General features: G+C 51.3%; 11 protein-coding genes. 6 read left to right on the forward strand and 5 right to left on the reverse strand.

Translation table 11 applies throughout. From position 1 onward, the window contains the following. Nucleotides 1-31: 31 nt before the first annotated feature. Nucleotides 32-1423 carry an MBL fold metallo-hydrolase RNA specificity domain-containing protein gene (locus CFERDRAFT_RS08805; RefSeq protein WP_006366875.1) on the reverse strand — a complete coding sequence of 464 codons (1392 nt, stop codon included), beginning with the start codon at nucleotides 1421-1423 and terminating at the stop codon, nucleotides 32-34. A 149-nt stretch (nucleotides 1424-1572) separates the two neighbouring features. Further along, on the reverse strand, nucleotides 1573-3369 hold the full coding sequence (locus CFERDRAFT_RS08810; protein WP_006366876.1) for a DEAD/DEAH box helicase: 1797 nt from the start codon (nucleotides 3367-3369) through the stop codon (nucleotides 1573-1575). Nucleotides 3370-3855: 486 nt separating this feature from the next. On the opposite strand from CFERDRAFT_RS08810, the gene CFERDRAFT_RS08815 reads away from it, so the two are divergent. From CFERDRAFT_RS08815 to CFERDRAFT_RS08840, 6 genes are all read left to right on the forward strand, one after another. Beyond that, complete coding sequence (locus CFERDRAFT_RS08815) at nucleotides 3856-5145, forward strand: 3-deoxy-D-manno-octulosonic acid transferase (protein WP_006366877.1); 1290 nt, start codon at nucleotides 3856-3858, stop codon at nucleotides 5143-5145. 103 nt (nucleotides 5146-5248) lie between these two features. Next, complete coding sequence (locus CFERDRAFT_RS08820; RefSeq protein WP_006366878.1) at nucleotides 5249-5713, forward strand: DUF4293 domain-containing protein; 465 nt, start codon at nucleotides 5249-5251, stop codon at nucleotides 5711-5713. Between the two features lie 2 nt (nucleotides 5714-5715). Further along, a complete protein-coding gene (gene pdxA / locus CFERDRAFT_RS08825; protein WP_006366882.1) occupies nucleotides 5716-6723 on the forward strand; it encodes a 4-hydroxythreonine-4-phosphate dehydrogenase PdxA in 1008 nt (335 codons plus the stop codon). Next, nucleotides 6720-7421, forward strand: a complete 702-nt coding sequence (locus CFERDRAFT_RS08830) for a cell division ATP-binding protein FtsE (RefSeq protein ID WP_006366883.1) — start codon at nucleotides 6720-6722, stop codon at nucleotides 7419-7421. Before pdxA ends, CFERDRAFT_RS08830 begins: the two co-directional genes overlap by 4 nt. A gap of 197 nt (nucleotides 7422-7618) precedes the next feature. Further along, the gene (locus CFERDRAFT_RS08835; RefSeq protein WP_040433591.1) at nucleotides 7619-7846 is read left to right on the forward strand and encodes a ParD-like family protein; all 228 of its coding nucleotides are present in this window, start codon (nucleotides 7619-7621) and stop codon (nucleotides 7844-7846) included. Then, nucleotides 7846-8124 carry a type II toxin-antitoxin system RelE/ParE family toxin gene (locus CFERDRAFT_RS08840; protein WP_006366884.1) on the forward strand — a complete coding sequence of 93 codons (279 nt, stop codon included), beginning with the start codon at nucleotides 7846-7848 and terminating at the stop codon, nucleotides 8122-8124. Before CFERDRAFT_RS08835 ends, CFERDRAFT_RS08840 begins: the two co-directional genes overlap by 1 nt. 495 nt (nucleotides 8125-8619) lie before the next feature. On the opposite strand, the gene CFERDRAFT_RS08850 is transcribed toward CFERDRAFT_RS08840, so the two are convergent. The 3 genes from CFERDRAFT_RS08850 to CFERDRAFT_RS08860 form a co-directional block, all read right to left on the reverse strand. After that, nucleotides 8620-8868 (reverse strand): DUF2442 domain-containing protein, encoded by a 249-nt coding sequence (locus tag CFERDRAFT_RS08850; RefSeq protein ID WP_006366886.1) that lies wholly within the window; start codon nucleotides 8866-8868, stop codon nucleotides 8620-8622. A gap of 5 nt (nucleotides 8869-8873) precedes the next feature. Then, nucleotides 8874-9131 carry a DUF4160 domain-containing protein gene (locus tag CFERDRAFT_RS08855; RefSeq protein ID WP_040433584.1) on the reverse strand — a complete coding sequence of 86 codons (258 nt, stop codon included), beginning with the start codon at nucleotides 9129-9131 and terminating at the stop codon, nucleotides 8874-8876. A 491-nt stretch (nucleotides 9132-9622) separates the two neighbouring features. Continuing rightward, nucleotides 9623-12970 (reverse strand): vitamin B12-dependent ribonucleotide reductase (locus CFERDRAFT_RS08860; protein WP_006366885.1); only part of this gene is annotated, 3348 nt, incomplete at its 5' end.

A 12970-nucleotide genomic window follows, 5' to 3' on the forward strand; every position in this document is an offset into this window, starting at 1 on the left:
GCAAAGCGCAGGCATTATACAAAAAGAGTGATCACGCAAACCTGACAATCTCTCCCTGCTGTGGGATGGATGCCTTCAGATGCAGCTCGGCTTCAATTGCATCAAGGAACACTGTTTTTACCGGCTCATCGCCATGCACAACATAAATTTCAGGTCGGTTTGTAAATCCCCCGAGCCATCGAAGAATATCATTCCGGTCTCCATGCGCTGACAAGCCGCCTATGGTATGGAGCGCTGCCCGTACCGGATAACTCCGTCCGTGAATCTCCACTTCCTGCTCGCCCTCTACCAGACGACGCCCGAGGGTTCCCGCTGCCTGAAAACCGGTTATGATCACACTGCACTCCGGTCGCTCGATATTGTGCTTCAGATGGTGCAGAATCCTGCCTCCATTGCACATACCGCTGCCGGCAATAATGATGGCCCCCTGTTTTATGGCATTGATGGCCTTCGACTGCTCCGGCTTTGCGGTAAAATGCAGGTTTTTCAGATGCGGCATCCAGCTCCTGCCATTGCGGAACGAAGCCGCATCTTCATCAACAAGCGCAGGGTAATCCCAGTAGATCCGGCTGGCCTCAATGGCCATGGGACTGTCGAGAAAAATCTGCCAGCGATCCAGCTCCCACTCCTCATAGTGCTCTGAAAAAAAGTAGAGCAGCTCCTGACTTCGTCCGATTGCAAATGCAGGGATAAGAATATTGCCACCACCTGCAGCCGCCTTGCGGATAATCTCACCCATCTCGGCAAGGGTAAGCGCTATCTCCCGATGAAGACGGTCACCATAGGTGCTCTCCACAATTACTGCGTCGGCCTCTTCGATCGTCTCGGGATCGTTCATGATAGGGGTGTTGTATTGACCCACGTCACCGCTGAACACAAGCTTCCTTGAAACATCGCCTTCATGCAGCCACACCTCAACCAGAGCGGAACCGAGAATATGACCGGCATCCATGAAACGGATGATAATACCCGGAAGAATCTCCTGCTTTTGATGGTATGGCAAGCCGACAAAGCTGTTCAGCGCCCGCACGGCATCCTCACGGGTATAGAGCGGTTCAGCATGACGGTCACCGGCACTCTGGGGGTGCTTCTGGCGAAAAATGGCATCACGTTCACCAAGTGAAGCGGAATCAAGAAGCAGAACCCTGCAGAGATCAACAGTTGCCTGCTGGGTATAGACCGGACCGGCAAACCCCTTCTTGACGAGAAGAGGAAGACGTCCGGAGTGGTCGATATGGCCATGGGTAAGGACAACCGCATCAACAGCCGATGGATCAAAGGGAAACGGCTCGGCATTAAGAGCCTCATCTTCCCTTGAACCCTGTATGAGACCGCAGTCGAGCAGCACCGTTGCTCCACCAACCCTGAGAATATGGCAGGAGCCGGTAACCCTGCCTGTTGCTCCGTAGAATTCAAGCTCCATGGTTCCTCCCGGGATTGGCGTGAATCGATACGTTTAATATACAACCCTCAACGGTAGAGTAGAACGGGAAGATCTCGGAGAAGGGAAAAAAGAGCAAAAAAAAAGCGGGGAGTTCACGTCCCCGCTTTACAACTGTTATCGTGTAAGGATCATCCTTTGCGTTTCTTTTTGTTACCGGTAAAGAAAGCGGTCTCCTTGCCTGCCGGTTTAGCAAAAGGCTTCTTGAACGCTTTTTTGATACCATAGGGAGAGGAGTTGCGATCCTGATCCTCCATTTTGGAGAGCCTGAGCTGACGTCCGCAAACCCTTACCTTGCGGAGTTCATGAAACACATTATCAGGCATACCCTGCGGCAGCTCTACCGTGCTGTAGGAGTCATTGATGGAGATCTGGCCGACTGAATCAGGATCAAGACCGACCTCATTGAGAATAGCGCCGAGAATATTGCCGGCTTTCACACCATGCTCACTGCCTACCTCAAGACGGTAGCGCTCTTTACCCTCATCACTGCTTCTGCGTTTGGATGGGCCGCGATCCCGGTCAAATCCGCGATCACGATCTGAACCCCGATCCCTGCCGGAACCTTCGCGATCATCGTGGGAACGCGTTTTTTCGGGCTTGTTTGAAAGGAGTAACGGTGTTTCACCCTGAACCAGTGAAGCCAGTGCTGCCGCAGCTTCAATGACCGGTACATCATGTTCATGACAGTACTGCTCAATAATACGAGTGAAGAAATCAAGGTCTTCAGCCGCAATCGTATCGGTGATCTTCTGGTTGAATTTAGCTATCCGCTTGTTGTTGATGATCTCCGTTGACGGCAGCTCCATCAGTTCAATACGGCTGTGCGTCGCCTTTTCGATCGCATACAGCATATTCTTCTCCCTCGGAGAGACAAAGAGAATCGCATCGCCGGTGCGGCCTGCGCGACCGGTCCTGCCGATCCGGTGAACATAGGACTCCGTGTCGGAAGGGATATCGTAGTTTATAACATGGCTGATACGCTCCACATCAAGACCTCGTGCTGCCACATCGGTGGCAATAACAATGCTCAACGCTCCGTTCTTAAGCTGATCGACCGTGCGCTCCCGCTGATTCTGGGCCATATCGCCATTCAGGGCGGCAGCTCCATAGCCTCGGGCCTGAAGCTTTTCAGCCAGTTCAATCGTCATGGTTTTTGTGCGTACAAAAATCAGTATCCCGTCGAACGGTTCAACTTCAAGAATTCGGGTCAGGATATCAAGTTTGTGGCTTCCGCCGACAATCCAGTAGCGCTGACGAATAGTCTCAACCGTTGTGGTTTTGGTCTGTATGGTTACCTGGGCCGGATTATTCAGATACTTCTGTGCGATACGGCGGATGGCAGAGGGCATGGTTGCCGAAAAAAGAGCCACCTGGCGATCTTTTGGCGTCTGATCAAGAATCCACTCGACATCGTCGATGAATCCCATGCGAAGCATCTCGTCAGCCTCGTCAAGCACAAGGCACTGCAGAGAGTCAAGATTAAGCGATCCCCGACGCATGTGATCCATGACACGACCGGGAGTACCAACCACGACATGCACACCGCGTTTCAGCATGCGGAGCTGAATGCCGTAATCCTGACCGCCATAGATCGGAACAACATGAAACCCCTTGAGGTGTACTGCATAACGCTGAAAAGCCTCGGCAACCTGTATAGCCAGCTCCCTGGTTGGAGCAAGTACAAGAGCCTGGGGCTCGGCAAGTGCAAGGCGGATATTGGAGAGTACCGGCAGGGCAAACGCAGCGGTTTTTCCTGTTCCGGTCTGTGCCTGCCCGAGAACATCACGTCCTTCGAGAAGCAGTGGAATGGTTTCGGCCTGAATCGGGGTCGGATTTTCATATCCCACCTCTTCAAGCGCCTGCATTAATGGTTCCGCAAGCTGAAGGCTGCGGAAATCCTTCGGCAATAGAGAGTTGTCGCTCATTGTATTTTCATTTCCAGATCATTGATAAAAAAAGCCTCGAATGAGGCGGAGGTGGCAGCAATGCAGGAAAGAAAAAAATGAAGAAGAGTTCTCATCAACCGAAAACATCCGGGCAGCTTACAAAGGTCTACCAAGCGCCATTGTTTCGTCACAAACACCGGGAAATAAAGCACTTACATTCCCTGCGTCCTTTCTTAGCATATTCACCACGCATTTAAAACGTCAGCATAGTACGATTTTATTTCCTTAAAGACGAATTTATTTTATACCGGCCGCTTATCGGAAAACGGCCAACCCCATACCCGAAAAGCCGCCGGAATATGCTCATGAAAACGGTTTAACCTGAATGATACACGGAAGAAAAAATGTAACTGCTCTACCCTGCGATATAGAGAAATCTCCTTATCTTCATTCAGGCAAGATAACGGCATACCCATCCTGCTCTTCGGAGCATCCCGGAATGTGACAGAAGCAAAAAAAATAATAATGCACTCTTCCGCCCTCTCTATCTATAAACTCCTCTTTCCGGTTCTTCTTGGCGCGGCGAAACTTCTCAACCGTCTGCACCCGAGACTCCGCACATTTTTTTCAGTCAGGAAGGGGCTCTTCGAAGAACTCGAAAAAACAGCCGAAAAGCTCCCCCCTTCCGCTTTCAGAATGTGGGTACATGCCGCCTCGGTTGGTGAATTCGAACAGGCCCGGCCTATCATAGCCGCAATGAAAGAGAAACATCCGGATATTATACTGTTTGTCTCCTTTCTCTCCGATTCGGGATACAATGCCCGGAAGAACTTCCCGGATGCTTCGGCAGTCTTCTACCTGCCGCCCGACACCGCAAATAATGCAAAACGATTAATCGCACTGCTCCGCCCTGACCTGCTGCTCCTGATGCGTTACGACTTCTGGCCGAACCATCTGCTTGAAGCAAAAAAACAGGGGACAACACTGATGCTTGCCGCAGCCGTGCTGCAAACGCATGCGCCCTACTTCAACCCCCTCCTGAACAGCTTCTACCGAACCATTTTTCACCTCTTCGACTCCATCTATACCGCTTCCGAAAAAGACTCCACGGCTTTCAGAGAGCTTTTCGGATGCATGCGAGTGGAAACCGCCGGTGACCCCCGGTTCGACCAGGTGGTTTTGCGAAGCCGGAATCATGCACGGGTTGATCACCTTAAACCACTTTTTGAAAACCTGACCGTGCTGGTTGCCGGAAGTGTCTGGGAAAAAGATGAAACCGTGCTGCTTGACGCATGGCAAACTCTTGCAAAGAGACCTTCACTCATCATGGTACCGCATCAGGTCACCCCTGAAAACCTTGCACACCTCGAAGCTGATCTGCTGAAACGCTCGCTATCGTCGGTCCGTATCTCTCAATTGAACGGTTCATTTGATCCGCGCCGGCAGATTCTCATCATTGACCAGACCGGCTATCTGGCAGAACTCTATACCATTGCATCAATGGCATATGTAGGAGGAGGGTTCGGTGTCAACGTCCATAACACGCTCGAACCGGCAGTCTTTGCCATCCCGGTACTCTTCGGCCCCCGTTACCACAACTCCCCTGAAGCCGAAGATCTGGCGGCGAGCGGAGGCGGAACCGTCATTCATAACGGGAACGAACTTGCCGCTGCCCTGAAAATCTTCAGTGATGAGAGCGCAAAAAGAGTCGCAACCGGAGAGATTGCCGGAAGATTCGTCAGAGAGCGAGCCGGAGCGACGGCCATCATTGTAACCGGTATTGAAAGGGAGTACGCTGCTCATAAAAGGGCATAATGCAGGACACTTTTCTCCTGATTATGTATATTCGTTGAACTTACTGACTAAAGGGCACCTCTATTAATTGTCGTGAGAAGCCCTAAATTAACCAACATTACCTATGTTAGCCAGAATTCAAACCCTCTACCTCTTTCTTGCGGGCCTGCTGGCCATCGCGAGTATGATGTTCCCCTTCTGGAGCTTCAGTACCGCAACACTCTTTTTTATTACCGATTTCACCTCCTACCCCGAAGCAGGCATCATGCAGGTCACCAGCAACATTGCCGCCGGCATCTTTTCTCCCCTGACGGCCATCGTTGCCATTGCCGCCATCTTTCTCTATAAAAAAAGAGATCTGCAGAAAAAACTTATTCTGCTCGGCATCCTGCTCTTCGCTGGAGACCTGCTCTCCGGCCTTGCCGCAGCACACTTCATGAACCAGTATTTCAACTGCACCTGCATTACATTCTCCCACAGACCGGAAGCCGGATTATACCTGTTGCTACCGGAACCGGTTCTTTTCTGGCTGGCCCTCGGCGGAGTAAAAAAGGATGACAAGATTGCCAATGCCTACAAAAGACTCTGAAAATGCGCGTTGTCTGGTCGATTGGTGACCCTCACGGCATCGGTCCGGAAATCATTCTGAAAAGCTTTCTGAAACTGGAGCAATCAGGCCACTCTTTTCTTGTTTGCGGCTCCTTTGCTGCAATGGAGTATTACAGAAAACAGCTCGATCTGCCGGTAAAACTCCTGAAGGTTGACGATAAATCAGAACTCCAGAGTGCCGGCACCTTTCAACCCGGCATTCTGCCCGTACTCTCGGTAGCTGAACCCGAAACCATCACACCGGGAACCCTCTCTGCTGATGCGGGAAGAGTTGCCATGGAGTCACTCCGGGTCGCAGCAGAGCTCTGCCGTGACGGTGTATGCAACGCACTGGTTACGGCACCGATCAACAAGGAGGCAATCGCTCTGGCCGGGTTCAGGGAATCAGGTCACACAGGGTTTCTCGGCAACATGTTCGGTGTCCACTCTCCCTGTATGATGTTCTTTGATCCCGTTCTGGATCTCAAAGTTGCCCTCGCAACCATTCATGTACCCCTCAAAGAGGTACCGGAGTTGATTGGCAGGATGGACCTTGACCGTTTTCTTCTGGATCTCGCCCGGTCACTGAAAACCGATTTCAGGATTGCAGCGCCGCGTATAGCCCTGCTTGGGCTCAACCCGCACGCTTCCGACGGCGGTGTGATGGGAAACGAAGAGGCCGAAATCATCAAACCATGCATTGAAAGAGTCTCGGATCGAATCAATATTGAAGGTCCCTTTCCCTCTGACGGTTTTTTCGGTGCAAAAAGGTACCGCGATTACGATATTGTGGTTGCCATGTACCACGACCAGGGATTGCTCCCCTTCAAGGTGCTCGCATTTGACACCGGTGTTAACGTCACACTCGGACTGCCGATTGTACGAACATCACCTGACCATGGCACCAGTTTCGATATTGCAGGCAAAGGAGTTGCATCAGAACGGAGCTTCCTCGAAGCATCGAAGCTCGCCGGCAGGATAGCCCAAAACAGAAAACAGACAGAATCATGATCTCATTTATCGACGCAGAGCTTGAACTTGATAAAAAAACCCTCTTCAAAAACCTCAATCTTACCATCGAGGCCGGAGAGCTGGTCTACATCGTCGGCAAAAGCGGCAGCGGCAAAACAACCCTGCTCAAGTCGCTCTACATGGATGTGCGCCCGAAAAAAGGAGAGATCCGCATTGCCGGATTCAGCTCCCGAACCATAAAAAAACGGCAGATTCCGCTCCTTCGCAGAAAGCTCGGCATAGTTTTTCAGGAGTTCCGACTGCTCGAAGACCGCAATGTATACGACAATCTCGCTTTTGTGCTCAAGGTTACCGGCACAAAAGAAAAGCTGATCAAGGATATGGTCATGCATGCGCTCGGAAGCGTTGGACTTGAGCACGCAGCCAAACAGATGCCCATGAAGCTGTCCGGAGGAGAACAGCAGCGCATCTCCATAGCCCGGGCACTGGTGCGCGAACCCCTCGTCATCCTCGCCGACGAACCAACCGGAAATCTCGACCCAGACACCTCCCTCGAAATTCTCGACTACCTGAAACGGATCAACCAGAAAGGGATTGTTGTTCTTGTCGGTACCCACGACTACGAACTGGTCCGCCACTCCCCATCCAGAACCCTTCTGATCTCCAATCAGAACCTGGTTGAAACCACCATCGAACCCTCCGCCACCGGTTTCCGCCCTGCAATTACTGCGGGATGAAGAGGGATTTTGGATGCTGAATTCTGAATTTCGAATTGAGTCGTCTCAACTGTCCCATTGGTCATCTCGAATCCCGATCCATCGGGGTGAGAGATCTCTCAAACGCAACAACCCCAGATTCCGGGAGATTGCTGGAATTTGTTTTCCGTATTGCTTTTCGCTACATTTGTAGCAAAACTATCCTGGGAGAAACTATTATGGGAATGCCGGTACGAATAGATGATACCTTGTACGGACAAGCAAGAGCCCAGGCCAGGGCCGAGCATCGGACAATTGCCGGACAGATTGAGTTTTGGGCGATGATCGGACGGGCAGCTCTCGACAATCCGGATTTGCCAATCGATTTCATTCGGGATCTGCTGATTGTGAGGGCAGAAGGTAAGGAAAACTCAACACCATTTATCCCGGAAGGGAATCGTTCCTGATGAACAGTGACATTCAGGTCTATCAAAGCACTCTTTTCAGGCGTGCCTACAAGAAGCTGGACCCGAATCAGAAGGCTGATGTTGATGATGCCATTACTGAAATCATCAAAGACCCGAGTGTAGGTGAACCCAAAAAGGGTGATCTGGCTGGTGTGTTTGTCTATAAATTCAAATGTAACGGCCAGCTAACCCTGCTCGCCTACGAGTATGATGCCGCAAGCCGTCTCCTGCTTCTCTTGGGCTCCCACGAAAATTTCCACAGGACACTCAAGCGCTGATCTAACTTAATCGTTCTGAGTTGCTTTTTTCGCAGGTTTTTTGATATGATGAGTTTGTCGCAATTATGGGCATAGTGCATTCCAGAAAAGGTCACCGTATGCCCAAATGATTGTTCCTGCCACAATCAGGACAAGCGACACAGAGTTACCAAGGAACACGTACCGCTGGTACTTGAGGATAAGTTCGTTAAACTATTTCGTCGAGAAATTATTCGGAGTAAGTAGCTCGCTTAGGTGGCCGACCCTGTTCTGAGCAATCAGTGCAAAAATAGTCATCGGTGCGCCGGCCCGCGAAAACCAGCAGGCAAAAGACTCCCCACAGGGCTTAAATACTCCTGCAAAGGGAAATAGTAGCGCAACCACAGCAATAGCGGAAAACGTCACGATTAACCAAAGCGTCTTCTGTACAGTGCGTTCATATTCATTCATGCGTTCAATGACCTTGCAGTCTGATATTCTTATAAACATTGTGGTTTATGCCTGTTCATCCCGATTTTACACCGGACTTTGTTCAACCATTTTTTCATACAGGTACTCTGGAGCAAGGTCTGCATCATTTTCCCATCTGATAGTATGGACAACATCCGAAACTTCGAATTTCCTGAATGTGTTGAAATCTTTCAGTTTTTCAAACATAGTGCCCCACAGCGCGTCCTTCAGGTCAACCACCCCGCATGCCCCGTTGTTAAACGTAATCTGTATGCGGTACTCCCCCATGTATTCAGCCTTGGTAACTTCTAACATGATATTTACTCCAGTGGCGGGATTTTGTTTAAAGGCTCGTGCCTTTCAGCCAGTTTCCAGTCTTCAAGAAGATTGTCTTTATAAATTTCATACCATTCCATCAAGGAATGAAGGGCTCGCTTTGGGAAACGACCATCAACTATTCCTGAAAGAATTTCAACAGTGACTTTGTAGTCGCCATATTGAGCGTGAAAATGTGGTGGACTGTGATCACTGTAAAGCATAGTGATGATTATCCCGAGAAATCTGCTGAGTTCCGGCACTTATCCTCCTTTCCACTTTTCGTTTATCTCAAACAATAATACCACAGATTGCCCTCTATCCAACGAGTCACGGTTGTGAGAACAACTTTGCCCATAACCTTTTGGCATGGATTGGTTTGTCAAAACGGCCTGTTTTTGAAGTATAACAAACAATTTCAGGCCATCAAAACAAGCCTTTAGCCTTATAACGGGCCTCTGCCTGTCAGTGGGAAGCAATTAGTTGAACCGGTATCAGGATATTTTCAACGAGACGAAAAATGAGTGGTAACAAAAAGAGTCAGGAGAGCTTCTTCAGCCATCCTGACTCTTTTAATGCAAAATTCAAAATCCAGCATTCAAAATAAATCCCCGAATCAAATATGAACATCACTGTACCGTCGTGAGCCGGGCATGGCGGACGGAGCACAGAACCCGGAATGTACACAGAGTACATGAGGATTTCGAGCACCGCCCAACGAAGCAATCGAGCCGCGCAACAGGTACAGTGAGGTTCAGGAACAGCCGGTAGTCATACCGCAATCCTCACAAACCTTGCAGGTCCCGTTCTGCTTGACGCGCATGGAGCCGCAATTTTCACACTGCTCACCGGTATAGCCCTGAACCTTGGCCTGATAGACCTGGCTTTTGCGGGTTGAGGAGCCTTCTGAACTGCTGTGAACGGCAAGGGCCGGCTCGGCAACCGGAGCATGTCCATTCGAACCGCTAATGCCCTCGGCATCACCGTCATGCACCTCATCAACCGCCTTGACATGCACAAAATCCTTCCGGCCGAGATAGTCATAGCCGATTGAGCGGAAAACGTAGTCAAGAATGGAGGTGGAGTTCTTGATGGCATTATGACCCTGAACCGCACCTGCCGGTTCAAACCGGGTAAAGGTGAAGCTGTCCACCAGCTCTTCAAGCGGCATGCCGTACTGCAACGCCTTGGAGGCAAGCACGGCAAAGCAGTTGAGCAGCCCCTTGAAAGAAGCGCCCTCCTTGTACATGTCGATAAAAACCTCACCGAGAGAGCCGTCCTGGTACTCCCCTGTTCTGAGAAAGACCTTGTGGCCGCCGACGTACGCTTCACGGATGTACCCCTTTCTGCGTTTCGGCAGATAGCGGCGCTCGGAGCGGTGATAGACCCGTTCCACGATCTGCTCCTGAACCTCTTTGGGACCCTTGGTCTCGTCAAGGCTCTCTTCGGTGCCAAGCATGATGACCTCGTCAAGATCCTGATAGCTGGAGCTGTTGAGCGGCTGGGAGAGCTTCGAACCGTCACGGTAGACCGTAATGGCCTTGATCATATGCTGCCATGCCGAGGTGTAGACCTCGCCGATTTCAGCCGTAGTGGCGGTTGAGGGCATGTTGACCGTTTTGGAGATCGCGCCCGAAATAAAGGGCTGTACCGACGACATCATGCGCACATGGGCCATATGCTTGATATAGCGCTGCCCTTTCTTGCCGCACCGGCTGGCGCAGTCAAATACCGGCAGATGTTCCAGCTTTAGATGCGGAGCCCCTTCGATGGTCATGGTGCCGCAAACATAATCATTGGCCAACTCGGCATCCTCCACCGTAGCGCCGAGAGCCTGAAGCAGATCAAAATCTGGATCGTTAAGCTGCTGATCACTGAAACCAAGCGAAGCGCAGAACTCCTCACCGAGAATCCATTTGTTGAAGGCAAAACGGATATCAAAAACCGTTTCAAGCTGCGACTCTACAACTTCAATCTTCTCATCGCTGAAGCCGCGGGTTTTAAGCCACTGGCGGTTGATGGAGGGCGAACCGGCAAGCGTGCCATGCCCCTTGCAGTAGTGCTCAATTTCGTCAATCTGTGACGGGGTGTAACCGAGCCGTTCAAGCGCCTTGTGCACGGACTGGTTGACAATCTTGAAATATCCTCCACCGGCCAGTTTCTTGAATTTGACAATAGCAAACTCCGGCTCGATTCCGGTTGTATCGCAATCCATAACCAGTCCGATGGTGCCGGTAGGCGCAATCACGCTCACCTGCGCATTTCGGAAACCATACTTCTTGCCTTTCTGGAGCGCCTCATCCCAGATCTTTCCGGCAGCCTCGAAGAGCTCCTTCGGGCAGTACTCCGAATCAATACCGCGAGGGCTGACCGAAAGCCCCTCATACTCCTCTTCAGAGAGGTTGTGTGCTGCCCGGCGATGGTTGCGGATGACGCGGAGCATCTCCTTTGCATTGGCGCTGTGACCGGCAAAAGCGCCGAGGTCATGCGCCATCTCTGCCGATGTGGCATAGGCCTGACCGGTCATGACCGATGCAATTGCACCGGCAAGGGCCAGCGCTTTGGGTGAATCGTAAGGGATGCCGAGCACCATCAGTACGGTGCCGAGATTGGCAAAACCAAGCCCGAGCGTTCTGTACTCGTAACTCAGGCGGGCGATCTCCTTTGAGGGGAAGTGAGCCATCAGCACTGAAATTTCAAGCACGATAGTCCAGAGCGCTGAAGCGTGCTGCAGCTCACGGATCTTTACCCTGCCCGACTCCTCATCAATGAAATGGATAAGGTTGAGACTTGCAAGATTGCAGGCGGTGTCGTCAAGGAACATATACTCCGAGCAGGGGTTGCTCGCATTGATACGGCCGCTTGCCGGGCAGGTGTGCCACTCGTTGATGGTTGTATCGAACTGCAGGCCCGGATCGGCGCACTTCCATGCACTGAGCAGAATTTTCTCCCACAGGTCACGCGCCTTTACGGCACGGACGTTCTTACCGGTTGTACGCTGGCGAAGCTGCCAGATATCGTCGTTCTCCACCGCCTTCATGAACTCGTTGGTCACCCTGACGGTATTATTGGAGTTCTGGCCGCCGACCGTCTGGTAGGCTTCCGACTCATAATTGGAGTTATACTCGTCAAAATCGAGCGAGGTGAAACCCTGTTCGACCAGAGCAAGCACCCGTATAATATAGCTCATCGGTACAGCCCTGCTGAGCGCATTCTGAATCAGGCGGTTGAGTGCCGGATTCTCCTTGCGGTCAGAACCGTTCAGAAGTGCCTCTTCAACAATAGCCTGCAGAAAACGGGAGCAGATTCTTGATCCTGCCACAAGAGAGGCAACCTTGTCCTCCTCCTTGGCCTTCCATTCGATAAATTTTTCCACATCCGGATGGTCGATATCGACAATAACCATCTTGGCTGCCCGGCGGGTTGTGCCGCCTGATTTTATAGCTCCGGCCGCAGAATCAAAAATCTTCAGAAAACTCATCAGACCTGACGAACTTCCGCCGCCACTCAGTTTTTCACCACCTGAGCGAAGGTTGGAGTAGTTGGTACCCGAGCCGCTGCCGAACTTGAATACCCTCGCCTCACGGATCGCCAGATCGAAAATACCACCCTCATTGACCAGATCGTCACTGACCGACTGGATAAAACAGGCGTGAGCCTGCGGACGACTGTAGGCATCCTCGGACTCCTTCACCTCACGCGTTTCAGGATCAACATGGTAGTGACCCTGTGCAGGCCCGGTCGTGCCATAGGCAAAATTAAGGCCGGTATTGAACCACTGCGGAGAGTTGGGAGCACCCATCTGCTTGAGAATCATGAACGCAACCTCATCATAAAAGGTCTGTCCATCTTCCACTGTATCGAAATATTTGTTTTTCTCACCCCACTCCTTCCAGCAGCCCGCCAGACGATGAACAACCTCCCTGATGGAGTGCTCACTGCCGGTCACCGGATGACCTTCGGCATCAAGAATAATTTCGCCCTTTTCGTCCCGCTGGGGCACCCCGGTTTTGCGGAAATATTTCTGTGCAAGAATATCTGCGGCAACCTGCGACCACTGTTTCGGCACCTCGATATCGGTCATTTCAAACACTTTCGAACC

It is taken from the genome of Chlorobium ferrooxidans DSM 13031, from assembly GCF_000168715.1.
GTDB classification, from domain to species: Bacteria; Bacteroidota; Chlorobiia; order Chlorobiales; family Chlorobiaceae; genus Chlorobium; species Chlorobium ferrooxidans.